Origin of the sequence: Nocardia sp. NPDC005825 (genome assembly GCF_040630175.1) — a bacterium.
Taxonomy (GTDB): domain Bacteria; phylum Actinomycetota; class Actinomycetes; order Mycobacteriales; family Mycobacteriaceae; genus Nocardia.
Genome location: NZ_JBEXXC010000003.1, coordinates 694,061 through 718,402 on the forward strand (window position 1 = coordinate 694,061; position 24,342 = coordinate 718,402).

A 24,342-nucleotide genomic window follows, 5' to 3' on the forward strand; every position below is an offset into this window, starting at 1 on the left:
GCCCCGGTCAGCCGAGCCTCACGCAACTAGACTGAATACCGATGATCTATCCGGATCGGGGGGCCGCCGGGCGCGCGCTGGGTGAGGTTCTGAGGCACCTGCGCGCGGCGGATCCGCTGGTGCTGGGACTGCCTCGCGGCGGGGTTCCGGTGGCGGCGGCGGTGCACGACGCGATCGGCGGGGATCTGGATGTGCTGCTGGTCCGCAAGCTCGGGGTGCCGTGGCAGCCGGAACTGGCCATGGGGGCCATCGGCGAGGACCGGGTGCGGGTCCTCAATCACGACGTCATGCGGCACACGGGCGTGTCCCCGGAGCAGCTGATCGACATCGAGCACGTCGAACGCGCCGAGCTGGAACGGCGGCGGCGGGTGCTGCGCGAGGGGCCGCCGATCGACATGACCGACCGGACCGTGGTGATCGTCGACGACGGCATGGCCACCGGCGCGACCGTGGCCGCCGGATGCGAGATCGCGCGCAAGCACGAGCCCCGGCGGGTGGTCGTGGCCGTGCCGGTGTCCTCGGCCGAAGCGCTGCAGCGGATCCGGGCCATCGCCGATGAGGTGGTGTGCCCGATGGTGCCGCGCAACCTCGGCGGTGTGGGCGGCGCGTATCGCGACTTCCACCAGCTCACCGACGCGGAGGTGGTGCGGCTGCTGCGGCCCGCCACCGCCCGCGACCCGGAACCGTGACCGCCGTCAGACCAGCGAACGGGCGTGCACGAAATCGACCACCTCGGCGGTGACCGCCGCGTGCGCGGGCTCGTGCAGCAGATCGTGACCGGTGTCCGGGTAGGTGAGGAAGCGCGCCCCGACCTGCTCGGACCAGGCCCGGACCGGATCGATCGGCGCGCGCCGATCGTCCGCGCCGTGCACGATCAGCACCGGCAGGCCCTCGGGCAGCCGGGGGCCCGGCCAATCCGATTCGCTGGCCGTGGCCGCCGCGGCCCGGGAGCGGGCCTCGGCCGAACTCCCGCCGGAAACGGCTTGGGCCCGGCCACGATTCGCGACCGCGCTGCCGCGGGCGGACTTCGGCGACCGGCCCTCCAGCACCGCCTGCGGCGTACCGGACAGCACCAAACCGGAGAAGTCCCGGGGTTCGGCGTCCCGCAGCACCGCCAGCGCGGTGGCCGCGCCGAGCGAGTGACCCATCAGGAAGGGCGTGGAGTCGGAGTGCTCGTGCACCTGATCCAGGAACATCCGCGCGTCGGCGGCCAGTTCGTGAATATTGCCGGGCCGCTCCGGGTCTCCTTCGCTGAGACCGTGGCCCGAGGTGTCCAGGGCCCAGAGTTCGATTCCGTGGGCGGCGAGCGCCCTGGCAAACCGATGGTAGTGCGCGCTGTGCTGGCCGATCCCGGGCAGCAGAGCCAGGACGGCCTGCGCACGGTCGAGCTGCCATCGTCGGTAGTGAAGGCGGCCGCGAGCGCCCGCGAGGTAAAGCATCGGCAGATTGTGACAGACCGGACGCGGCTATGGGGGAGCTCCGAACAGGCAACTGGTCAGTAATTAACGCGGGGACCGAACAGTCGGCCCGGATTCCCGGTCCGGCGCCGGTCCCGGCGGCCGGACCGGACGGGCGACCCGGTCCCGCCCGCCGAGCGACACGCCGGAATGGCGGGGTGATTTCTGGCGTCCGACCGGGCGTTGAGCCGAACCCGGCCACCACGTCGCGCACGAGTCGCGTTGTCTCCCAACACCGCCCGCAAACGCGCGCTGACGTGGGCGGCTCGCGACCGGGACGACCCGGCGCGCGGGCCCCACCTGGCGGCACATCACACCGCCCGCAGTCATTACGCTATGGCCGACTCGGCACGTGACGATCCCGGCCGGGCGGGCGGAGCAATGGCACAGGAGGGCCGCGGTTGATGCTGTTCGGTGATCGTGTCGTGTGCAGCACCGGGGACCTGGTGGCGGCGGCGCGTTGTGAGTTCGCGCTGCTGCGCGCGCTCGACGCCGAACTGGGACTGGTGACCCCGGCCGAGTACCCGTCGCACGGCGCGCTCACCCGCGGCCCGGACGCGGCCGTCGAACACCGCCTCGCCGACCTCCGCGACCGCCACGGCGACGCCGTCACCCGCATCCGCCTATCCCCGGCCGCCGCGGCCACCCTCGGCGTGGCCGCCCTCACGCCCCCGGACGCCGACCCGCTCGCGGGCCTGCCCGACGACCATCCCCGCGCGCTCCGCCGCGACACCGCCGCCGCGACGCCCGAGTACACGCAGGACGAGGCGCTGGCCGGACTGCGGGTCGCGCACGAGCAGACCGCCGCGGCACTGCGCGGCGAGGCCGAAGCGGTCGCGGGAGCCGTCCTGTTCGACGGCGACTTCGCGGCGCGCTGCGAATTCCTGGTCCGCGACCACGCACCCGAGGGCCACGACTACATCGTGACCGGCGTCGCCGGACGCCGCGGTGGTGTCACCACCCTGCTCGGGCTGGCAGCGGCGGCGGATGCCTTGCGGCACAACGGCTTCCGGGCCGCCTCGCACGCGCTGGTGTGGGAGGATGGGGTCCCGGTCACCCATCGGCTCGCGGACATGGCGGTGGTCTACCAGGCCCGGCGCGCGCGGCTCGACCTCATCGTGGAATCCAAACTCGGCGAACTACTTCCCGTGCAGTGGGGCGATCGGCGCTTCCTGGCCTGCGGCCACTGCCCCACCTGCACCGCCGAACTCGAGGCCCGCCGGGACCTGCTGCTGGTCGCGGGCATGCGCCCGGCCACCCGCGCCCACCTGCGCGACGCCGGCATCACCACCGTGGACCGGCTCGCGGTCGCCGACTCCACGGTCACCGGCATCCCCGCCGCCACGCTCACCGCGCTGCGCCGCCAGGCCGAGGTCCAGATCCTGCGCGAGCGCACCGGCCGCCCCGTGCACGGCCTCGTCGAACCGGCCGCCCTGGCCGCGCTGGCCGCCCCCGCCCCGGGCGACCTGTTCGTCAGCGTCACCGCGCCGCCGGGACCCGACGGCGCCGGCGTACCCATGGTCAGCACCTGCGGAACAGCCCGGCCTCGGGCCGGAATATGCCGCACCGCAGGTGATTTGATCGTCCACGTGGGTTTCGCCGCGGCGATCGGCGACGCCGATCCCGCGAACGCCCGCCCCCACCGCGCCGACAGTCCTCGTGACACCCGCGCCGACACCGCTGACCACCCGCTCGAGCCGGAGCGCACGACCCGGCTCGGCAGCGCGGAAATCCCTCCGGTGGCACTGAGTTTCGGTCCCAGAACGCCCGGCGCGACGGCCCCCGGGACCGTCTGCGATCGCGTGGCCACCGCCGAGCGCGGGCCGATGCCCGGCGTGAGCACCATCGACCTGGGCTTCGTACCCGCGCCCGCGCTGCCGAAAACCGAGCGCACCTTCGTGATTCGAGGCGGCGAGCGCGACGGCGGGGTGTCGCCCACGCGGCGGCGCGACGACGCCGACGAGCTGCTGGAGTTCCTGATGGAGCGCCAGCGCGAGTTCCCGGAGCTGCGGATCCACCACTATCGCGGCGATCTGCGCGAGGTGCTCGACGCCGTCGGGGAACGCGACTCCGAGGCCGAGGACGCCGTGGCGGAGCTGCTGCCCGCGCTGGTCGACCTGTACCCGGTGGTGCGGGCCGCGCTGGTGGTCGGCGAGCGGTCCTACGACCTGCACCAGCTGCCGCCCAATCAAGAGGAGAGCGCGCACGGCGCCGAAGCGGTCCTGCGCCTGCGGGATTGGCTGCTGGAACTGGCCGCCGAACATCGGGTGCGGCCGAGCCGCCGCTGGGCCTACGACTACGCCGAGACCGGCCCCGACGACGTCGAGGCCGCGCTGCGGGAATTCGCCGAGAGCTCGGGCGCGCGCCGCGGCCCGGCCCAGGAGGCGGCCGGACTGACCGCCGCCGCCCTCGGCTATCACCGGCGCGAACGCCGCCCGCTGCGCTGGGCCCACGACGACCGCCTCGACCACCCCGTGGACGAATGGGCCGACACCGCGGGCGTCCTCGTCGCCGACTCCGGCTCGGTCGACACCGACTGGCACGGCACCGGACAGCGGCCCCTGCGCCGGTACCTGACCCTCACCGGCCGCCTGGGCACCGGCAACGCGCCGCCGCCCGGCACCCCCGTGCTCACCCTCTACGACAATGCCGCGCCCGGTATGGCCGTCACCCCCGGGCTGCGCGCCACCGCGCACGCCACCGTGCTCGGCTGTTCCCTGGACGCGGGTTTCGAGGACGTGGTGCGCGTCGTCGAGTTCCTGCCCGCGGGCTGCGCGCCCTACGACGAGCTGCCCACCGCCATCGCGCCCTGCCCGCCCGGCCCCGACGCACGTCTCGCGGAAGCCTTGGAGGACACCGCGCATCAGCTGCTGGTGACGCTCCCCCAGGTGCCCGAGACGGCCGTCTTCGACATCCTCGCCCGCCGCCCGCCCCGGCTGCGCACCCGCGCGACGCTGCCCGAGGTGTTCGGCGACCAGGCCGCCGCCGTCACCGCGGCCGTGCTGGACCTCGACAATTCCTATGCGGCCGTGCAAGGTCCGCCCGGCACCGGCAAGACCGTCACCACCGCGCGCGCCGTGGAACGGCTCGTCACCCGCTACAAGTGGCGGGTCGGGGTGGTGGCGCGCACGCACCGGGCGGTCGAGCATCTGCTCGACGCCGTCGTCGACGTGGGTGTGCTCCCGGAGCTGGTGGCCAAGGCCGACAGCCGCGCGGTGGCCCCGGAGTGGCTGCCCATCGAGGCGTCCCGCTACCCGCGCTTCCTCGACAATGCCGTGAACGGCTGTGTGGTGGGCGGACTCTCGGGCGACTTCACCGATCCCGAACGCATCGCGCGCCACAGCCTGGACCTGCTGGTCATCGTGGACGCCGGGAAGTTCCCGCTGGCCGAGGCGGCCGCGGTGGCGGTGTGCGCGCGCAATCTGCTGCTGGTCGGCGACCCCGCGCCGCCCACCGCGCACGGCACCCACCCCGAGCCCATCGCCGAATCCGTGCTGGGCCGGCTGCTCGGCGCGCACCGCACCCTGCCCGCCGCCTACGGCTACTTCCTGGACCGCACCTGGCGCATGCATCCGCGCATGTGCGGGCCGGTGTCGCGGCTGCGCTACGACAATCGGCTGCGCTCGAACGAAACCGTCACCCTGGCACGCGAACTCGACGGCATCCCGCCCGGCGTGCGCACGGTCGCGGTGGAGCATCACGGCAACGGCACCGAATCCGCCGAGGAGGCGCGCGAGATCGTGCGCCAGGTGCGGACGCTGCTCGGCCTGCCCTGGCACACCGGGGCGGTCACCCGCCGCCTGCACCCGCACGACATCCTGGTGGTGGCCCCGTATCACGCGCAGGTGGCGCGCATCCGAACCCTGTTGTCGCGGGCCAAGATCGAGGACGTGCTGGTCGGCACGCCCGACCACTTCCAGGGTCGCGAGGCGGCGGTGGTGCTGGTCTCCATGACCACCTCCGCGCCCGAGGACGCCCCGCACGGCATCGGGGCGCTGCTGTCGCGGCACTGGCTGACCAGCGCCATCTCGCGGGCCATGTGGTCGGCGATCATCGTGCGCTCACCGCTGCTGACCGAATTCCTCCCGGCCACCACGGCCGAACTGTCCGACCTGGCCGCGGTCCTGCAACTCGACCGGGTCTGACCGCGCGGCACCGAGTTCCCCCCGACAGCCGGAACTCGGCACCGCAGGTGCCGTCAGCCGAAGTTGAGGCCTTCGCCGCGGTAGGTCGGCACGGTGGTGCGGCTGCCGTCGGCGTCGACGAGGTGGACCTCGTCGAACCGCTCGCACAGCTCGCCCGCCTTGGCGTGCCGGAACCAGACGCGATCGCCGATCCGCAGCCCGTCGGCGCCCGTCAGCGGGGTCTGCACCTCGCCCGCGCCCTCGGTGCCGATCAGCTTCAAGCCCAAGGGCCACACCGGTTTCGGCACCCGCGACGCACCCGTGGGACCGGAGGCGATGTAGCCGCCGGAGAACACGGTGGCGATCCCGGGCGCGGGACGGCGCAGCACGGGAGCCGCGAAGTACATGGACGGGCGCGGAGCGAGATTGCGGTAGCCGTCGAACAGGGTCGGCAGGTACAGGCCCGAACCCGCGGTCACCTCGGTGACACCCGGGTCGGTGATGGAGACCTCGATGGAACCGGTGCCGCCGCTGTTGACCAGCTCCAGCTCACCGGCCACCGACCGCACCGCGTCCAGCACCTGGCGGCGGCGCTTGCCGATCTCCGCAGCGGAGGCCCACTTCACCAGGCGCACAGCCGGATTGGTGTCGGGCAGGCCCGCGATCTGGGCCTCGTAGGTCATCACGCCGACGAGCCGGAAACCGCGGGAACGGGTTTCGGTCGCCAGCTTCGCGGCCTGGTCGGGGGTGCGGATCGGGGAGCGGCGCACACCCAGGTGCAGCGGGCCGATGCGCAGGGAGGCGTCGACATCGAGACACACACGGGGAGCGGCCTTCTCGCCGACGACGGCACGGATGAAGTCCAGCTGGTCGGGGTCGTCGACCATGAGGGTGATGGAGTCGAGCAGCAGCGGATCGGCGGCGAGTTCGGCCAGCGCGTGCCGGTCGGCGGTGGGATAGCCGAGCAGCACGTCGCGCGCGCCCTCGCGGACCAGCCAGATCGCCTCGCGCAGTGAGTAACCCATGATCCCGGCGAAGCCGCCGGACGCGGTGAGCTTGTCGCCCAGCACTTCCTCGAGCACCGCGCGGCAGCGCACGGATTTACTGGCCACCCGGATCGGCACGCCGCGGGCGCGGCGCACCAGATCGGCGGCATTGGCGCGCAGGGCGGTCAGGTCGACCGCGGCCAGCGGTGGTTCCAGGTCGGCGGTGGCCGCGTGCAGCCCGCCGATCGGCGACGAATCGGTCACCAGATCATTCGACCACGAACCTGGTCACTCGTCCAGCACAAAGTGGAGGCGAATCCGCTGGGGCGAATCCTCAGAGGTCGACGGCCTTGGTGGACAGGTACGAGACCAGGTCGTCCAGCACGACCAGCGAGATCTCGTCATCGCAGTCCGCCAGCCAGCGCAACACCATGCCCTGGATGACGGCCAGCAGGTAGGCGGCGATGGCGTCGACCGGTTCCAGCCACTGGGTGCCCGACCGGCGGGCGCACAGATCCAGGAAATCGGTGACGTCGGCGTCCAACTCCCGGAACATGGCCGTGGCGACCGGGTCCGGAACACAACCCGACTGGTTCTCCCAGCGCTGACGGAGTACCGACAGCGTGGACTCGTAGGCCCGCAACTGCCGATCCGGCGAGGACTTCAACATCGGCCACAGCGTGCTGACACCAGCATGCAACAGCACCCGCAGCGCCCGATTCCCACGGAAATCGAGCGAGTCGGCCGCGGTCTCGATAGCCGCGGTCATGGCCGGACGAATCCCGACCCTGGTGAGTTCTCCACTTGCGCTCAACGACGACTCCCTTAGCGAAAAGACTCGCGCACCTCGCCTGCGCGGTTCGCTCAACGGGCTGTAGATCGGCATCGATCACCGGCCAGTACGCCGACGTACCCGTTCAACGGGTACCGATGTTACGTCGTTTACTGGCCTCGTAACCAGCTTTGATAGCCGAATACGTACCTCAAGATTGTTTTGTTACCTGATTGAAACGGACCCGCGATCGATTGGGAATGATCAAATTGAACGATCGCCAGGTAAAGCCGTTGTTTGGACCAATCGGTATTTTATTGAGATATGCGCGACACGCATAGCGGGTGTGCGCGACCCCACACCCGAGAGCGCATTCCCGCGCCCCGGATTCGCCGCGAACGAGTCCCGCTCACCGATCGATCGCCGACCACGAGTCCCACTCACCGATAGCCTGAGCTGGTGACCTCTGCGCGCTACGACCAATTCCTGATCTCCGGCACCTTCAACTTCCGCGATCTGGGCGGAGCACGGACCGTGGGCGGATCCACCGTCAAGGAAGGCGTCCTGCTGCGGTCCGCCCAGCTCAGCCGGATCGACGACGCCGGGGTCGACACCCTGCGCACGCTGGGCATCACCGATATCCACGACCTGCGCGGACACGCCGAGATCGACTACATCGGACACGACGTCATCCCGGACGGCGTGCGACTGCGGGTCACGCCCTTCGACTCCCGCATGGGCCAGACCCCGCCGCACGAGGCGCGCGACAAGGCGACCGCCCAGGCCCACATGCTCGAGGTCTACCGCCAGTTCCCGGCCCTGCCCGAGGCCCACGTCGCGATCAAGTCGCTGGCCGACTCCACGCTGGCCGGCACCGCGCTGGTGCACTGCGCCGCCGGCAAGGACCGCACCGGCTGGGCGGTGGCCACGCTGCTGCGCGCGGTCGGGGTCACCGAGGACGACGTGTTCGCCGACTACCTGCTCAGCAATGACGCGGTGCCGGTGCTGCGCTCGTTCATGACCGCGGAGTCCGACAAGGAGGTCTCCGACGACCTGCTCGGCGTCCGCACCGAATACCTGGAGTGCGCCACCACCTCGATGCACGCCCTCTACGGCGGCCTCGACGGCTACCTCACCGAAATCGGCATCACCGTCGAGATCCGCGACGCCCTGCACAGCCGCCTGCTGGGCTGACCCCGACGCACCCGGAACCTCCGCGCGGCGCCTGAACCGGTCCGCGCGGCGGCTCGGCGACATGGACCCACCGCGCCGGTCAGCCGACCCGGCGGACCAGACCGTCGGCGGTGATGCTGACCTGGTTCCCGGTATGGAACCAGGGCCCGGTGAACCGCGATTCGGTGGTCTTCGGGTCGTTCCAGTAGCGCGGGCTCACATTCGGCCCACGGCACAGCAATTCGCCGCACCCGGCGTCCGCGCGCGGGCCCCACAACGCCAGTTCGGTTCCCCCGAAGGCGAATCCGAGAGTGTCGCGGGCGCTGTCGTGGTCGTCGAGGTCCAGGGCGGTGTCGTCGCGGGCCAGGCCGATGCCGGAGGTCTCGGTCGCACCCCACACCGACCACTGCCGCGCGGCCGGGAAGACCTCGCGCAGGGTGTCGGCGACCGAGCCGGCGGCGGCGGAGGCCGCGGCCAGTTCGGCGCGGTGCCCGGCGCTGCACACCTGACGCACCTGCTCCACCCGCAGCCCGGCCAGGCCAGGCAGCAGTCCGGCGAAGATGCTGGGGGTCGCGGCGACCATGTCGATCCGCTCGGCCACCAGCGCCCGCGGCACCAGGGACCGGTCCGGGGTGAGCACCACCGTGCCGCCGACCGCGAACGTCGGCAGTAGCTGATCCACGCACCCGCTGGCGTGCGCGAGCGGCAGCAGCACCAGGTTGCGCAGGCCGTCGGTCGGCAGATCCAGCGCCCCGACCACGGAACGGATTGCGGAGAGCAGATTCTCGTTGGTCAGCTCGACCCCGCGCGGGGCGGTGTCCGGGCCCGGGCTGGTGTAGGAGAGCAGCGCCAGCTCGCCCAGGGACGCGCCGTCGTCGATGAAGGCCGCGCCGTCGGGCAGGGCCGCGGCGAAACCGGCCGCGGTGCCACCGCCGTCCAGCACGAAGTCGGCGCAGGCGTCGCGAATCACGCGGTCCGCCACCACGTCCGGGAGGCCGTCGTGGACCAGCACCGGGACCGCGCCGGAGAGCAGCGCGCCCAGGAAGGCCTGGACCCAGCGGGCGCCGACGGGCATGCGGACCGCGACCCGGTCGCCGTAGCCGATGCCGTGCTCCTGCAGCCCGCCCGCGATGCGGGAGGCCGAGTACCAGAGCTCGCGGTAGGTGAGCCGGGGGCCGCCGATCTCGACGACGGCCTCGCGGCCGGCGAAATTGTGGACCTGGATGTCGAGTAGCTCGGTCAGGGCGGGGGTGAGGTTCCCGTAGCGCAGGATGCCGTCGGCGGCGCGCGCAAGCGGGTTGTCACACCAGCCGTTTCGCGTGTGCGGGAATTCCACGAGTAACTGCGACATCGTCCCTCCGAGTGCCTCGAAGCCCTGCCAGGCATGAGTGACTATATGATGCAGATCACAGGAGTGGGCGGATTGTCGGCAAACGGATGTCAGGCTTTGACCCCACGGAAACAGATCGGCGTCCTGCCAAACCCCGGTTCCCCCAATCGAGCCTGCGGAAACGTCGGATTTGGGCTGCCGTTCACGACCGGGCGTCCGGAATCGGCATCGAGCGGTCTCGTGTCGTCCCCAATCCGACACCATCGCAGGTAGACGGCTTGACACGCCCGGGCGTCATTGGACACGCCCGGGCGCGCACCGCCGGTCCGACCGGCCGGGGCCTATTTGCCCGTATACGTGGCCTTTCCGGGGCCGACCTCCAGGAAGCTGCGCACCGCGCCCTTCAGGTCCTCGGTGCCGAAAAGTTGCCCGGACACCTCCGGCGTCACCGAATCCGCGTGGGCGACACCGCCGGACCGCCAGGCCTCGATGATCGTCTTGGTGGCCGCGTGGGCGCGGGTCGGGCCGTCGGCCAGGCGGGCCAGCAGCGCCCGGGCGGCGGCGTCCACGTCCTCGTGCACGGCATTGACCACACCCCAGTCGGCCATGGTGGCGGCGTCGTAGAGGTCACCGGTCATGACGAACTCCCGGGCCCGGCCCGAACCGGCCCGCTCGGCCAGCCGCTGCGGGCCGCCCATCGACGGGGTCAGGCCGACCACGGTCTCCACCAGACCGAACTTGGCCTTGGGGGCGGCCAGGATGATGTCGCAGGCCAGCGACATCTCGAAGGCCGCGGTCAGGGTCAGCGAGTGGGCGGCGAAGACAACCGGGCACGGCAGCGCCTCGAGCGGGTGGATGATGCGCGCGAACAGGGTCCGCCACAGCTGCGCTCCCTCCTCCTCCGACAACCCGTCGAATACGTGCACGTCCACACCGCCCGACACCAGCTTGCCGTCGGCGCGGATCAGCAGCGCGCGGGGCGGATTCTCCGACAGCTCCTCGAGATCCGAGGCGAGGGTGTCCATCAGCGCCTTGTCGAAGAGGTTCAGCGGCGGATGGTCGATGGTGAGGATCGCCGCGTCCGCGCCGCCGTCGGTGACGATGCGCTCCAGGCGGGTGGGCTTCGAGTCAGTCATGCCCTGAATGTATGCGGACGCTTACTTCCGCGACAGAGCGGAACGGACAAATTCACAAGGGCAACTACCCTGAACCGGTGACCAACGCGAAATCCGAGCCGGGGACCTATGTCGAGCCCGGCGAATTCAAGCGGGACACGAACTACATCGAGACGCGGATCACCGCGGACGGGCGGGACGGGTATCCCGTGGAGCCCGGGCGGTACCGGCTGGTCGCGGCGCGGGCGTGTCCGTGGGCCAATCGCACGCTGATCGTGCGGCGGCTGCTGGGGCTGGAATCGGTGCTGTCCCTGGGCTTGTGCGGACCGACCCACGACAAGCGCAGCTGGACATTCGATCTGGATCCGGGCGGAGTGGATCCGGTGCTCGGCATCCACTTCCTGCGGGACGCGTACTTCCAGCGGTTCCCCGACTATCCGCGCGGCATCACCGTGCCCGCCGTCGTCGACGAGCGCACCGGCGCGGTGGTCACCAACGACTACGCGCAGATGACCCTCGACTTCTCCACCGAGTGGACCGAGTACCACCGGCCCGGCGCGCCGGACCTGTACCCGGAAGATCTACGCGCGGAGATGGATCCGGTCATGCGCCGCATCTACACCGAGGTCAACAACGGCGTCTACCGATGCGGCTTCGCGGGCGACCAGCAGGCCTACGACGCCGCCTACGACCGGCTGTTCACGGCGCTCGACTGGCTCAGCGAACGCCTCGCGGACCGGCGGTACCTGATGGGCGACACCATCACCGAGGCCGACGTGCGGCTGTTCACCACCCTGGCCCGGTTCGACCCGGTGTACCACGGCCACTTCAAGACCAACCGGCAGAAGCTCACCGAGATGCCGGTGCTGTGGGCGTACTCCCGTGACCTGTTCCAGACCCCCGGTTTCGGCGACACCGTCGACTTCGTGCAGATCAAGCAGCACTACTACATCGTGCACACCGACATCAATCCGACGCGGGTGGTGCCCAAGGGCCCCGAACTCGCCGACTGGCTGACCCCGCACGGCCGGGAAGCCCTGGGCGGCAAGCCGTTCGGCGACGGCACCCCGCCGCCTCCGCCGGTGGAGGCCGAGCGGGTGCCCGCCGGTCACGGCGCGGTCTGACCGGTCACTCCCCCGCCGCGCCCCGATAGGTGCCGAAGCTCCAGTAGACGCCTTCGGGGTCGCGGCAGGTGAATTCTCTTGATTCGTAGCCGGTTTCGTCGCGCAGTTCGCGGGTGATGGCCGCGCCCGCGGCCCGCGCCCGCTCGTACAGCGTGTCGGGATCGTCGACGACGATGTACACCGAGCCGACGCCGGGCGGCTGGCAATCCAGCGCCATGCCCTCGCGGACCCCGCCGAGCATGATCGAGCCGCCGCCCGGCCAGGCGAGTTCGGCGTGATCGACGGTGTCGCCCGAGCCGTAGCGGACGGTGGTCTCGAAGCCGAAGGCGGCCTCCAGGAACGTGACCGCGGCCGCGGCGTCGCGGTAGACCAGGGTCGGCCAGACGACGGTGGCGGTTCGCGCGGGATTGGTGGTTTCACTCATGGCACCAGCCTCCGACCTCGGCCCCCTGTTGGTCTTGGACGAATGGGAACTCCTCGCGTTCCCGCCACACCGACGGCGGCATGCCCGCCAGCTCCCGCCACTCGCGGGCCATGTGCGCCTGGTCGTAGTACCCGGCGGTGGCCGCCACGGTGGCCAGCGGCGACGCGACCGGTTCCCGCAGCAGCCGGTGCGAACGTTCGAAACGGGCCACCCGGACCGCGTCCTTGGGGGTGATGCCGAACTCCGCGCCGAAACGGTTGCCGAGATGCCTTCGGCTCCAGCCGATCTCGTCGGCCACCTCGGCCACCCGCACCGCCGGGTCCGGTCCGGACAGCAGCGCCCAGGCGTGGGTCAGCTCGTCCTCCCAGCGCACGGGGGCGATGTGCCGCAGCAGGATCTCGTCGATGACGGCGAACCGCTCCGGCCACGACACCGGCTCCGCCAGCCGTTCCCGCAGCTCCGTCGCGCGCGGCCCGAGCACGTCGGCCAGGTCCACGATCCACGAGCCGAGCGCCGCGGCGGGCAGGCCCAGCACCGCCCGGCAGCCCAGCGGGGTCAGATTCAGCTGCACGCCGTGCTGGAAGCCGTTGTGCGCGATCACCGCCGGGCGCACCGTGAGCCCGCTGGCCAGCATGTCCCAGTGGCCGCCCGCCTGCTCGGGATGACTGGAGACGGGGACGTGGATGGGTTCGCCGATGGTGATGATCACCGTCAGCGCCGGGCCCGGCATGCCGATGTGGGTGCCCGGGGTGAAGCCGTGCAACAGGTAGCCCTCGTAGTCGAGGACGTACGCGCTCAGCCGCGGGTCGGGCACACCCGACGCGCCTTCGGACACGCCTGCCACGCGGTCCACCCTAGGCCGATCCCGCGCGGCGCGCGATGCTCCCGTCCGGAACCGGTCTATCTCGCGAATCGTTGTCGAGGTGCCATAGAGTTTCGGTCGGAGAGGACCGCACGGAAGTAAGGGGTTGCCGATGTTCAAGGGCGGATTCGAAAAGGCGGTCGTTTCGCTGCTCGACAACGGGTCCCAGGTGCAGGCCCCGGCGGTCGCGAAATACGTCGCGAAGCTGCGGGCCGATCATCCGGACGAGACACCCGGGCAGATCATCGCGCGGTTCGAGAAGCTGTATCTGAACACCGTCACCGCCTCCGGCACCGCGGTCGGCGCGACCGCGGCCGTGCCCGGCGTCGGAACCGTCGCGTCGGTGGCCGCCATGAGCGCGGAGACCGCGTTCTTCCTGGAGGCCTCCGCGGTGTTCACCCTGGCCGTGGCCGCGGTGCACGGCATCGCGCCCGAGGACAAGGAACGCCGCCGCGCCCTGGTGCTGGCCGTGGTGCTCGGCGAGAGCGGCATGGAGATCGTGCAGAAGAGCGTCGGCGTGTCGGCCAAGAACTGGGGTGGCCTGATGGCCGCCAAGATCCCCGGCCTGAGCTCCATGAACGACTCGCTGCTCAAGCGGTTCATGGTGCAGTTCATCGCCAAACGCGGTGCGCTCATGGTCGGCAAGGTGATCCCGGCCGGGATCGGCGCGGCCATCGGCGGATTCGGCAACCGGGCGCTGGGCCGCCGCACCGTCGACAATGCCCGCAACGCCTTCGGCGCGCCGCCGCTGAGCTGGCCGCAGCCCATGATCGTCGACGCCGACCCGCTGACCGCCCTGAACGCGCCGGCCTGGAACAAGCAGCAGTGAGCGCCCGGCCCCTCGCCTTCGCCGCCGGCGGGCTGACCAAGACCTTCGACAGCATCACCGCCGTCGACGACGTCAGCTTCGTGGTGCCCGCCGGGACGGTGGCCACGCTGGTGGGACCGCACGGCGCCGGCAAGTCCACGGTGCTGCGCATGCTGCTCGGACTGCTCACCCCGACCTCCGGCACCGCCAGTGTGGGCGGCCCCGGTTCCGGGGCGCGGGCCGGGCGGCGGGCGGTCGGCGCGATGCTCACCCCGCGCGGGCTGGACCCCGCGCGGCGGGTGTTCGCCCAGCTGCGCGTGTACGCCGCGGCCGCGGGCGTCTCCGACGAACGGGCCGAGGAACTGCTGCGGCTGGTCCGGCTCCCCGACGCCGCCGACGAACGGATCGGCGGACTCACCGAGAGCATGCGGACCCGGCTGGCGCTGGCCGTCGCCCTGCTCGGCGATCCCCCGCTGCTGGTGCTCGACGATCCGGCCACCGGACTCGATATCGGCGAAACCGCCTGGCTCAACGACCATCTGCGCGGCCACGCCCGCCGCGGCGGCACCGTGCTGCTCACCTCGCGCACGTTGAGCACCGTGCTGCCGATCGCCGACGAGCTCATCGTCATGGACCGGGGCCGCATCGCCTACCAGGGCAGTCCCGCCCGGCTGCGCCGCAGCCATCCGGACCGGCTGCTGGTCAAGGCCTCCAGCCCGATCGCGCTGGCCACCTCGCTGGCCGCACAGGGCTTCACCGACGCGGTCATGCGGCCCGACGGCCGCCTCGCCATCGCGGAAGCCTCACTGTCGCAACTGGAATCGGCCGCCTCCGCCGCCCGGGTCCAGCTCACCGAGGTCACGCCCGAACACATACACCCGGATCAGGTGCTGGCCGCCCTCACCCACACCGGACCCACCGCCCCCGCCTACCCCGGCCCGGCCGCCTACGGAACGCACCGGTGATGTCGGTGCGCGGCGACTCGAGCGCCGAGGTTCCACGAAAGGACGCTCGATGAAGTTCACTGTGCCGCCGGTGGTGGCCCGGGCCGCGAATTCCGAAGTGCGGAAGGTGACTTCGGTGCGGCTGAACTGGGTGATCGGCGGCGGGGTCGTCGCGGCGGGCGTGGCGGCCTTCGTGGCGCTGGGCGCCGGATTCCAGCCCGGCGGTGAGAACGCGCAGGGGTTCAGCTCCGGGTCGGGGTGGACGGCCATGCTCACCGCCTGGGTGGTGGTGCTGACCGTGGCCGCGGCCGCCGCCTTCGGGGCGCTCGGCGCGGGCTCGGAGTTCGCCACCGGGGGCGTGGCGATGAGCTCGCTGTTCACTCCCGACCGGACGCTGCTGCTGAGCGCGAAACTCGCGGTGGCAGGGGCATTCTCGCTCGCCACCGTGGTCGCCATGGAGGTGCTCGGCGGGGCCGCCATGCGACTGGCGGGCGGCTCGCGGGTGCCCATGGACGGCGGCTTCTTCGGCGTGCTGATCGGGGTGGCGCTGGCGGCGGTGTGCTGGGCGGTGATCGGGACCGCGGTGGGCTTCGTGCTGCGCTCGCCCACCCAGGCGCTGATGGCGGTGCTGGGCTGGGCGGTGCTGGAGCCGCTGATCTGGATCACCGCGCGCGCCATCGGATTCGGCGGGCTGGCGGCCATCCTGCCGGTGTCCTCGACGGTCGGGGCGATCAGCGGCGGACGGTACGCCAAGAACGCGCTCATCGCGCCCACCCCGGCGGCGATGGCGATGCTGGTGCTGTGGAGCGCGGCCGCGGGCGCGGCGGGCTGGTGGTTCTACACCCGCCGCGACATCTGACGCTCAGTCCCGGTCGGCGAACACCCGCTGCCAGACCGCGTGGTCGGTGCGCGGGCCGCCCGGGGTGTCCGCGCCGTACCGGGCGATGAGCCCCGGCAGGTCGAGCGGCAGGCTCGGCGCGGTCATACCCGCCAGTTCGGCCTCCACCGCGGAGTCGGGAACCAGCCAGCAGACCTCGAATTCGATGCCGTCCGGATCGGCGGCGTAGAGGGCCTTGGTGGAGGCGTGGTCCGACGCGCCCGTGAGCGCGCCCGCCGCGATCAGAGCGTCGCGCACCCGCTGCAACTCGCTGAGCGTGTCCACCTCCCAGGCCAGGTGGTAGAGCCCGACGCGGCCGGTGCGGTGCGCGACCGACGGGTCCGGGGACTGGAACAGGCCCAGGTCGTGGTCATTGGCCGACCCCTCGGCCTGCAGGAACGCCCCGCCCGGGAAGCCGCCGGGCAGGCGGCGGAAGCCGAGCACCTCGCTGTAGAACGCCACCGAGCGTTCCACGTCGGAGACGAACAGGACAGCGTGATTGAGGCGCTGAATCGGCATGGCGGGAACTCCGTTTCGACGGGACCGGACGCAAGGGTGCGAAGTTCAGCGGAACACGCCGGGACGAGAGACACAAGGCGGCGTCCCGGCCACACTGGTGAGGGGACGGGAACAAACAGGGGGTGGGGCGGTCGTTGTTCTCCGCGATGAGTTCGAGTGATGTGGGCGAGACGATGGTGACCGGGGCCGGTGACGGAACCGGCCGCGGCTGGTTGCGGCGGCTGTGGGACAGGTGCGCGGGGCACCCGTGGATGCTGGCCGGGCTGGCGGTGGCGATCGTGGCCGGCGCGGTCGTCGAGGTGACCGGGCCACTGCTCGCCAAACGCGCGCTCGACGGCGCGACCGCGGGCGATACCGGCATCATCGCGGGCCTGGCGATCGCATTGGGCGCGCTCGCCGTGGGCCGATTCCTGGCCTCCTTCGGCCGCCGCATGCTGGCCGGGCGGCTCGCCCTCGACGTCCAGCACGAACTGCGGGTGGATCTGCTGGCCGCGCTGCAACGCCTGGACGGGCCCGGGCAGGACGAGCTGCGCACCGGCCAGGTCATCTCCCGCTCGATCAGCGACCTCACCCTGGTGCAGGGGCTGCTGTCGATGGCGCCCTGGTCCTCGGTGGCGGCGCTGCAATTCGTGCTCGCCGCGGGCGTCATGCTCTGGCTCTCGCCGCCGCTGGCGCTGGCCGCGCTGCTGGTGGTGCCGGTGCTGGCCTTCGTGGTCTACCGGGTGCGGCCGCGTCTCTACGCCGCCACCTGGTCCGCGCAGCAGCGCGCCGCCGACCTGGCCCAGCACGTCGAGGAGACCGTCACCGGCGTGCGCGTGGTGAAGGGCTTCGGGCAGGAGGCCCGCATGGTCGACCTGCTGGAGGGCCACGGACGCGAGCTGTACGCCGAACGCATGCGCGCGGCCCGCATCGACGCCCGCTTCAGCCCGACACTGGGGTCGATTCCGCAGGCCGGGCTGGTCGCGGTGATCGCGGTCGGCGGGCTGCTGGCCTTCCACGGCAGCATCGGTCTCGGCACCTTCCTGGCCTTCGGCGCCTACGTGGCGACCATGACCAACTCCACCCGGATCGTGTCGTACGTGGTGGTGATGGCACAGCTGACGCGAGCCGCGGCCGAACGCGTGCACCAGGTCATCGACAGCGCGCCCGACCGCGTCGACCCCGAGCATCCGGCGCCGGTGCCCGACGGGCCGCTCGGCATCGACATCGAGGACCTCACGTTCGGCTTCGATCCGGACCGGCCGGTGCTGCGCGATTTCAGCCTCGACATCGCGCCCGGGGAGACGGTGGCGATCATCGGCCCGGCGGGCTCGGGCAAGTCCACGCTGAGCCTGCTGCTGCCGCGCTTCTATTCCCCCGACTCCGGCCGGATCAGCCTGTACGGCACCGATTCCCGCGCCGACGTCGCCGACCTGCGCGCGGCCGAACTGCGCGCGGCCGTGGGCGTGGTGTTCGACGAGGCGTTCCTGCTCTCGGACACCATCGCCGCCAATATCGCCCTGGGCCGCCCGGAGTCGACCGAGGCCGAGATCCATGCGGCCGCGAAACAGGCCGCGGCGGACGATTTCATCAATGCCCTCGCCGACGGCTACGACACCGTGGTCGGCGAACGCGGCCTGACCCTGTCCGGCGGCCAGCGCCAGCGCATCGCCCTCGCCCGCGCCCTGCTCGCCAACCCGCGCGTCCTGATCCTCGACGACGCCACCTCGGCGGTCGACGCCGTCACCGAGGCCGCGATCTTCGCGTCCCTGCCCACCGATTCCGGCCGGACCACGCTGATCCTGGCCCACCGCGAATCGACGCTGTCCCACGCCGACCGCGTGATCCGGCTGCCCGCACCGGAATTCGCGCCCCTCGATCCGGCGGCCGCGGACTCCGACCTCGAACTCGGGCAGACCGCGGCGGGCGCGCAACCGGATCGGGATACACCCGAGGAAGTGCGGCGGGTGCTCGGCAAGCTGCCGCCCGCACTGGAAGAACCCGGGCTGGACGCGGACTCGTTGCGGGAGCCCGACCCCGAGTTCCGGTTGAGTCACGCGCTGGGACTGGTGAAGTGGCTGGTCGCGGGAACCATGCTCCTGCTGGCGCTGAACGCGCTTGTCGGCGTGGGTTTCCCGTCGGTGGTGCGGTACGCGGTGGACGCGGGCGTCGGACGGCACGACGGCGCGGCGCTGGTGCGGGCCACCGTCATCGGCGTCGTCCTGGTCGTGGCCGGGTGGCTGGTCGCGGCGACCGCGCTGCTGTGGAGCAATCGGGCCGGGGAGCGGGTGCTGTTCGGCTTGCGGGTGCGCAGTTACGCGCATCTGCAGCGGCTCGGCCTGGACTTCTACGAGCGGGAACTGTCCGGTCGCATCATGACCCGGATGACCACCGACATCGACGCGCTGTCGACGTTCATGCAGACCGGTCTGCCGGACGCGCTGGTCGCGCTGCTGACCGTCGGCGGAATCGCGGTGGCGCTCACCATCATCGACCCGGGCCTGGCCCTGGTGGTGTTCGTGACGGTGCCCGCGCTGCTGGTGGCCAGCTGGAAGTTCCGCAAGGTCTCCGACGCCGCCTACAGCGCCTCCCGGGAGCATTCGGCGACCGTGAACGCCGACTTCGCCGAGAACGTCGCGGGACTGCGGGTGGTGCAGGCCAACCGGCACGAGGCGATCTCCGAGCGGCGCTTCGCCGGGTACTCGGACAACTACCGGGTCAGCCGGATGCAGGCGCAGCGGGCCATCGCCACCTTCTTCGCCTTCGTCGGCATGTGGGCGGATCTGGCGCTGGCCGCGGTCGTGTTCACCGGGGCCTGGGCGGTGGCGCACGGCACCACCACCGCGGGCACCCTGGTCGCGTTCGTGCTGTACCTGCAGCTGCTGTTCGGGCCGATCATGCAGTTGTCGCAGCTCTTCGACGGATACCAGCAGGCGCGGGTCGGGTTGCGGCGCATCGGGGAACTGCTGCGCACCCCGTCCTCCATCGCCCCCGATCCCGCGGACGCGGCCCCGATCGACGGGCGGCTGCGCGGCGAGGTGGTGTTCGACGACGTGCGCTTCCAGTACCCGGGCGCGGTGCGGCCCGCCCTGGAGGGAGTCAGCCTCAGCATCCCGGCGGGCGGCAGCCTGGCGCTGGTAGGTGAGACCGGCGCGGGCAAGTCGACCATCGTGAAGTTGCTGGCCCGGCTCTACGACATGCCACGAGAACCTGTGCCCGGTGACGCGAATCACGAAGTTACCGACGCCGCGACGGCAATCTCCATAGCGAAAAAGCATGACAACGCCCATGATCCGGACACTCACGGCGTAATTCGGGTGGACGGCGTGGATATTCGCGACTATCGCCTCGCCGAGTTCCGTTCCCGGCTCGGCGTGGTCCCGCAGGAAGCTCACCTCTTCACCGGCGACATTGCCAGCAACATTGCATTTGGCAAACCTTTTGCGAGTCGCGTTGAAATCGAGGCGGCGGCCGCCGCGGTCGGCGCGCTGGACACCATCGCCGCACTGCCCCGGGGCATGTCGCAGCCGGTCGGGGAACGCGGGCGCGGACTCTCGGCCGGGCAGCGCCAGCTCATCGCCCTGGCCCGCGCCGAACTGGTCCGGCCCGACCTGCTCCTGCTCGACGAGGCCACCGCCGTACTGGATCCCGCCGCCGAGGCATCGGTGCTGGTCGCGAGCGAATCGGTGACGCGGGGACGAACCTCGATCATCGTGGCGCACCGGCTCGCGACCGCCGCGCAGGCCGATCGGATCGCGGTCGTCGAGCACGGCCGGATCAGCGAAATCGGATCACACGACGAACTCCTCGGGGCCGACGGCCCGTACTCCCGCTTGTGGGCTGCGGCGCGGGCGACGGAAGGAATATTCTCGGGCGAGGACGAGTCCTCACGAGAGAATGCGTCCGCTCGGTGGTAGCCATGACCGACGGCGAACAGGGGTGGGCATATCCTCAGTGGGGGCGCATCGGCGCGCATCCGCCGATTACCCGTGCCGGGCACGTCACAAACGTCGCAGCGCGAAGAACGAAATGAGGCGAACACCTGCTGTGAGCAGCTCAACAGACCAGTTCGGACAGAACCAGTGGCTTGTCGACGAGATGTACCAGAAGTACAAGCAAGACCCCTCGTCCGTCGATGAGAGCTGGCACGAGTTCCTGGCGGATTACACGCCGGAGAACACTGCCGAGACTGGTAACAACAGCCAGGCGCCTGCCGCCGTCGCTCCGGCCCCCGCCGCCGCCGCGCCTGTCGCCACCCCCGCCGCCACTGCGCCCGCGCCCGCCCCGGCTCCGGCCCCGGCGCAGGTGCGCGCCCCGCAGACCACCCCGGCCCCGACCTCGAACGCGGCCCCGACCTCCGGCGGCCCCAAGCCGTCCGCCGAGGACGAGACCAAGGTGCTGCGCGGACCCTCCGCGGCGGTCGCGAAGAACATGTCGGCGTCGCTGGCCATCCCCACCGCTACCTCGGTGCGCGCCATCCCGGCGAAGCTGATGATCGACAACCGACTGGTCATCAACAACCACCTGGCCCGTACCCGCGGTGGCAAGATCTCCTTCACCCACCTGCTGGGTTACGCGATCGTGCAGGGCATCAAGGCCTTCCCGAACATGAACCGGCACTTCGCCGAGATCGACGGGAAGCCGAACTCGGTCACCCCGGCGCACACCAATCTCGGTCTGGCCATCGACCTTCCGGGCAAGGACGGCAATCGCGCGCTCGCGGTCGCGGCCATCAAGAACGCCGAGAGCATGACCTTCACGCAGTTCCACACCGCGTACGAGGACGTGGTCCGCCGGGCGCGCGTGGGCAAGCTGACCAACGACGACTTCGCCGGCGTCACCATCTCGCTCACCAACCCGGGCACCATCGGCACCAACCACTCGGTGCCGCGCCTGATGCTGGGCCAGGGCGCGATCATCGGTGCGGGCGCGATGGAGTACCCGGCCGAGTTCCAGGGCATGAGCGACCAGCAGCTCGCGGAGATGGGCATCGGCAAGCTGATGACCCTGACCTCGACCTACGACCACCGCATCATCCAGGGCGCGGAGTCCGGCGACTTCCTGCGGACCGTCCACAACCTGCTGATCTCCGACGAGTTCTACGACGAGATCTTCCACGGCATGGGTGTCCCCTACGAGCCGGTGCGCTGGCGCAAGGACATTCAGGAACGCGGCATCGACAAGTCGACCCGCGTCCAGGAGATGATCAACGCCTACCGCAGCCGCGGCCACCTGATGGCCGACACCGACCCGCTGCGGCTGGTGAAGGACAAGTTCCGCTCGCACCCCGACCTGGATGTCACCCAGCACGGCCTGACCCTGTGGGACCTGGACCGCGAGTTCAATGTCGCGGGCTTCCACGGCCAGGAGCGCATGAAGCTGCGCGACGTGCTGTCCATCCTGCGCGATGCCTACGCCCGCCACGTGGGTGTGGAGTACACCCACATTCTGGATCCCGAGCAGCTCAAGTGGATTCAGGAGCGTGTCGAGCAGAAGCACGCGAAGCCCACCGTGGCCGAGATGAAGTACATCATGTCCCGGCTCAACGCGGCCGAGGCGTTCGAGACCTTCCTGCAGACCAAATACGTCGGCCAGAAGCGCTTCTCGCTGGAAGGCGCCGAGTCGGTCATCCCGATGATGGACGCCGTCATCGACCAGTGCGCCGAGTACGCCCTCGACGAGGTCGTCATCGGTATGCCGCACCGTGGCCGCCTGAACGTGCTGGCCAACATCGTGGGCAAGCCCTACTCGAAGATCTTCACCGAGTTCGAGGGCAACATGAACCCGGCCGCCACCCACGGCTCCGGCGACGTGAAGTACCACCTCGGTGCGCGCGGCACCTACCTGCAGATGTTCGGCGACAACGAGATCGAGGTGTCGCTCACCGCGAACCCCTCGCACCTCGAGGCCGTCGACCCGGTGCTGGAGGGTCTGGTCCGCGCCAAGCAGGACCTGCTCACCAAGGAAGACATCGTCACCAAGGGCGAAGAGGCGCGGTCGTTCTCGGTCGTGCCGCTGATGCTGCACGGTGACGCGGCCTTCGCCGGCCAGGGTGTCGTGGCCGAGACCCTGAACCTGTCGGTGCTGCGCGGCTACCGCACCGGTGGCACCGTGCACATCGTGGTGAACAACCAGATCGGCTTCACCACCGCGCCGGAGTACTCGCGTTCCACCGAATACTCCACCGACATCGCGAAGTTCATCGGCGCCCCGATCTTCCACGTGAACGGCGACGACCCGGAAGCCTGTGTGTGGGTGGCCAAGCTGGCCGTCGACTACCGGCAGAAGTTCCAGCGCGACGTCGTGATCGACCTGATCTGCTACCGCCGCCGCGGCCACAACGAGGGCGACGACCCGTCGATGACCCAGCCGGGCATGTACGACGTGATCGACACCAAGCGTTCGGTCCGCAAGGCGTACACCGAGTCGCTGATCGGCCGTGGCGACATCTCCATGAAGGAAGCCGAAGACGCCCTGCGTGACTACCAGGGTCAGTTGGAGCGGATCTTCAACGAGGTGCGTGAGCTGGAGAAGTTCCCGCCGGAGGCCTCGGAGTCGGTCGAGGACGAGCAGCAGCTGCCGCCGAACCTCGTGACCTCCGTGGACAAGACGGTGCTGCAGCGCATCGGCGACGCGTTCCTGAACGTGCCCGAGGGCTTCACCGTGCACCCGCGCGTCAAGCCGGTGCTGGAGAAGCGCCGCGAGATGGCGTACGAGGGCAAGGTCGACTGGGCCATGGCCGAGCTGCTGGCCTTCGGCACGCTCATCGACGAGGGCAAGGCCGTCCGACTGACCGGTCAGGACTCCCGCCGCGGCACCTTCTCGCAGCGCCACTCGGTCATCATCGACCGCAAGAACGGCGACGAGTACACCCCGCTGCACAACATCGGCTCGGCGAACCCGGGCTGGTTCGCGGTGCACGACTCGGCGCTGTCGGAGTACGCGGCGGTCGGCTTCGAGTACGGCTACTCGCTGGGCAACCCGGACGCGCTCGTCCTGTGGGAGGCGCAGTTCGGTGACTTCGTCAACGGCGCGCAGTCGATCATCGACGAGTTCATCTCCTCCGGTGAGGCCAAGTGGGGTCAGCTCTCCGAGGTCGTGCTGCTGCTGCCGCACGGTCACGAGGGCCAGGGTCCGGACCACACCTCGGGTCGTATCGAGCGCTTCCTGCAGCTGTGCGCCGAGGGTTCGATGACGGTGGCGGTCCCGTCCACCCCGTCGAACTACTTCCACCTGCTGCGCCGCCACGCCCTGGACGGCATCCGCCGCCCGCTGGTGGTCTTCACCCCGAAGTCCATGCTGCGCAACAAGGCTGTCGTCTCCGAGGTCGAGGACTTCACGGACAACAAGTTCCGCACCGTGCTCGAGGAGCCCACCTACGAGTCGGGCAACGGCGACCGCTCCAAGGTCAAGCGCGTGCTGCTGACCTCCGGCAAGATCTACTACGAGCTGGTGGCCGAGAAGAACAAGCACAACCGCGACGACGTGGCCATCGTCCGCGTCGAGCAGCTGTACCCGATTCCGAAGTTCCGCCTCAACGAGGCCCTGGAGCAGTACCCCAACGCCTCCGATCTGGCGTGGGTCCAGGAGGAACCGGCCAACCAGGGCGCCTGGCCCTTCTTCGGCCTCAACCTCCCGGAGATTCTCCCGGCCCGCTTCGGCAAGCTGCGCCGCATCTCTCGCCGCGCCATGTCGGCCCCGTCCTCGGGTTCGTCCAAGGTGCACGCCGTGGAGCAGCAGGAGATCATCGACGAGGCGTTCTCCCCGACCGCCTGATAGTCGAATCCTCGCGCGGGGCCGGAACTCTCACGAGTTCCGGCCTCGTGTCGTTTCGGGCCCCGAGCCGGG

The 24,342-nt window shown here is 70.8% G+C and carries 17 protein-coding genes; 9 read left to right on the forward strand and 8 right to left on the reverse strand.

Annotated features, from left to right (window positions below; translation table 11 throughout):
- Positions 1-41 precede the first annotated feature (41 nt).
- The gene (locus ABZ382_RS12020; protein ID WP_357087204.1) at positions 42-689 is read left to right on the forward strand and encodes a phosphoribosyltransferase family protein; all 648 of its coding nucleotides are present in this window, start codon (positions 42-44) and stop codon (positions 687-689) included.
- A 6-nt stretch (positions 690-695) separates the two neighbouring features.
- Here the strand turns inward: ABZ382_RS12020 and ABZ382_RS12025 are convergent, their stop codons facing one another.
- Positions 696-1,439, reverse strand: a complete 744-nt coding sequence (locus ABZ382_RS12025; protein WP_357087206.1) for an alpha/beta fold hydrolase — start codon at positions 1,437-1,439, stop codon at positions 696-698.
- A gap of 422 nt (positions 1,440-1,861) precedes the next feature.
- Between ABZ382_RS12025 and ABZ382_RS12030 the strand changes: the two genes are divergently transcribed.
- A complete protein-coding gene (locus ABZ382_RS12030) occupies positions 1,862-5,602 on the forward strand; it encodes an AAA domain-containing protein (protein ID WP_357087209.1) in 3,741 nt (1,246 codons plus the stop codon).
- Positions 5,603-5,655: 53 nt separating this feature from the next.
- Here ABZ382_RS12030 and ABZ382_RS12035 read toward each other — a convergent pair whose 3' ends face one another.
- A complete protein-coding gene (locus ABZ382_RS12035) occupies positions 5,656-6,831 on the reverse strand; it encodes an amino acid deaminase/aldolase (protein ID WP_357087212.1) in 1,176 nt (391 codons plus the stop codon).
- Between the two features lie 70 nt (positions 6,832-6,901).
- Positions 6,902-7,381: a TetR family transcriptional regulator gene (locus ABZ382_RS12040; protein WP_357087214.1), complete on the reverse strand. Its 480-nt coding sequence runs from the start codon at positions 7,379-7,381 to the stop codon at positions 6,902-6,904.
- 417 nt (positions 7,382-7,798) lie between these two features.
- Between ABZ382_RS12040 and ABZ382_RS12045 the strand changes: the two genes are divergently transcribed.
- Positions 7,799-8,533: a tyrosine-protein phosphatase gene (locus ABZ382_RS12045; RefSeq protein ID WP_357087217.1), complete on the forward strand. Its 735-nt coding sequence runs from the start codon at positions 7,799-7,801 to the stop codon at positions 8,531-8,533.
- Between the two features lie 79 nt (positions 8,534-8,612).
- Here ABZ382_RS12045 and ABZ382_RS12050 read toward each other — a convergent pair whose 3' ends face one another.
- Positions 8,613-9,863: an AMP-binding protein gene (locus ABZ382_RS12050; RefSeq protein ID WP_357087219.1), complete on the reverse strand. Its 1,251-nt coding sequence runs from the start codon at positions 9,861-9,863 to the stop codon at positions 8,613-8,615.
- Positions 9,864-10,183: 320 nt separating this feature from the next.
- Positions 10,184-10,978, reverse strand: coding sequence for an enoyl-CoA hydratase/isomerase family protein (locus ABZ382_RS12055; RefSeq protein WP_357087222.1), 795 nt, complete (start codon positions 10,976-10,978; stop codon positions 10,184-10,186).
- A gap of 77 nt (positions 10,979-11,055) precedes the next feature.
- On the opposite strand from ABZ382_RS12055, the gene ABZ382_RS12060 reads away from it, so the two are divergent.
- Positions 11,056-12,081 carry a glutathione S-transferase C-terminal domain-containing protein gene (locus ABZ382_RS12060; protein WP_357087225.1) on the forward strand — a complete coding sequence of 342 codons (1,026 nt, stop codon included), beginning with the start codon at positions 11,056-11,058 and terminating at the stop codon, positions 12,079-12,081.
- 4 nt (positions 12,082-12,085) lie between these two features.
- Here the strand turns inward: ABZ382_RS12060 and ABZ382_RS12065 are convergent, their stop codons facing one another.
- On the reverse strand, positions 12,086-12,505 hold the full coding sequence (locus ABZ382_RS12065; RefSeq protein ID WP_357087228.1) for a VOC family protein: 420 nt from the start codon (positions 12,503-12,505) through the stop codon (positions 12,086-12,088).
- A complete protein-coding gene (locus tag ABZ382_RS12070) occupies positions 12,498-13,349 on the reverse strand; it encodes a helix-turn-helix domain-containing protein (RefSeq protein ID WP_357087230.1) in 852 nt (283 codons plus the stop codon). Before ABZ382_RS12070 ends, ABZ382_RS12065 begins: the two co-directional genes overlap by 8 nt.
- A gap of 130 nt (positions 13,350-13,479) precedes the next feature.
- On the opposite strand from ABZ382_RS12070, the gene ABZ382_RS12075 reads away from it, so the two are divergent.
- From ABZ382_RS12075 to ABZ382_RS12085, 3 genes are read left to right on the forward strand one after another with little or no spacing between them, the layout of a single operon-like run.
- Complete coding sequence (locus ABZ382_RS12075) at positions 13,480-14,196, forward strand: hypothetical protein (protein WP_357087233.1); 717 nt, start codon at positions 13,480-13,482, stop codon at positions 14,194-14,196.
- Positions 14,193-15,140 (forward strand): ABC transporter ATP-binding protein, encoded by a 948-nt coding sequence (locus ABZ382_RS12080; RefSeq protein WP_357087235.1) that lies wholly within the window; start codon positions 14,193-14,195, stop codon positions 15,138-15,140. Before ABZ382_RS12075 ends, ABZ382_RS12080 begins: the two co-directional genes overlap by 4 nt.
- A gap of 49 nt (positions 15,141-15,189) precedes the next feature.
- Complete coding sequence (locus ABZ382_RS12085; protein WP_357087238.1) at positions 15,190-15,978, forward strand: hypothetical protein; 789 nt, start codon at positions 15,190-15,192, stop codon at positions 15,976-15,978.
- 3 nt (positions 15,979-15,981) lie between these two features.
- On the opposite strand, the gene ABZ382_RS12090 is transcribed toward ABZ382_RS12085, so the two are convergent.
- Positions 15,982-16,515, reverse strand: a complete 534-nt coding sequence (locus tag ABZ382_RS12090) for a VOC family protein (protein ID WP_357087241.1) — start codon at positions 16,513-16,515, stop codon at positions 15,982-15,984.
- A 146-nt stretch (positions 16,516-16,661) separates the two neighbouring features.
- Here ABZ382_RS12090 and ABZ382_RS12095 point away from each other — a divergent pair, with 146 nt between their 5' ends.
- Together ABZ382_RS12095 and ABZ382_RS12100 are read left to right on the forward strand one after the other, a co-directional pair.
- Positions 16,662-20,411 carry an ABC transporter ATP-binding protein gene (locus ABZ382_RS12095; RefSeq protein WP_357087244.1) on the forward strand — a complete coding sequence of 1,250 codons (3,750 nt, stop codon included), beginning with the start codon at positions 16,662-16,664 and terminating at the stop codon, positions 20,409-20,411.
- A gap of 112 nt (positions 20,412-20,523) precedes the next feature.
- Entirely contained in the window at positions 20,524-24,270 is a 3,747-nt protein-coding gene (locus ABZ382_RS12100; protein ID WP_357087246.1) for a multifunctional oxoglutarate decarboxylase/oxoglutarate dehydrogenase thiamine pyrophosphate-binding subunit/dihydrolipoyllysine-residue succinyltransferase subunit, read from the forward strand.
- Positions 24,271-24,342 lie beyond the last annotated feature (72 nt).

Bases quoted from the DNA above. Each gene is read 5' to 3' on its own strand.
- ABZ382_RS12020 (WP_357087204.1), top strand. From the start codon at position 42: ATGATCTATCCGGATCGGGGGGCCGCCGGGCGCGCGCTGGGTGAGGTT.
- ABZ382_RS12025 (WP_357087206.1), bottom strand. From the start codon at position 1,439: ATGCTTTACCTCGCGGGCGCTCGCGGCCGCCTTCACTACCGACGATGG.
- ABZ382_RS12030 (WP_357087209.1), top strand. From the start codon at position 1,862: ATGCTGTTCGGTGATCGTGTCGTGTGCAGCACCGGGGACCTGGTGGCG.
- ABZ382_RS12050 (WP_357087219.1), bottom strand. From the start codon at position 9,863: ATGTCGCAGTTACTCGTGGAATTCCCGCACACGCGAAACGGCTGGTGT.
- ABZ382_RS12055 (WP_357087222.1), bottom strand. From the start codon at position 10,978: ATGACTGACTCGAAGCCCACCCGCCTGGAGCGCATCGTCACCGACGGC.
- ABZ382_RS12065 (WP_357087228.1), bottom strand. From the start codon at position 12,505: ATGAGTGAAACCACCAATCCCGCGCGAACCGCCACCGTCGTCTGGCCG.
- ABZ382_RS12075 (WP_357087233.1), top strand. From the start codon at position 13,480: ATGTTCAAGGGCGGATTCGAAAAGGCGGTCGTTTCGCTGCTCGACAAC.
- ABZ382_RS12085 (WP_357087238.1), top strand. From the start codon at position 15,190: ATGAAGTTCACTGTGCCGCCGGTGGTGGCCCGGGCCGCGAATTCCGAA.
- ABZ382_RS12090 (WP_357087241.1), bottom strand. From the start codon at position 16,515: ATGCCGATTCAGCGCCTCAATCACGCTGTCCTGTTCGTCTCCGACGTG.
- ABZ382_RS12095 (WP_357087244.1), top strand. From the start codon at position 16,662: ATGAGTTCGAGTGATGTGGGCGAGACGATGGTGACCGGGGCCGGTGAC.
- ABZ382_RS12100 (WP_357087246.1), top strand. From the start codon at position 20,524: ATGAGGCGAACACCTGCTGTGAGCAGCTCAACAGACCAGTTCGGACAG.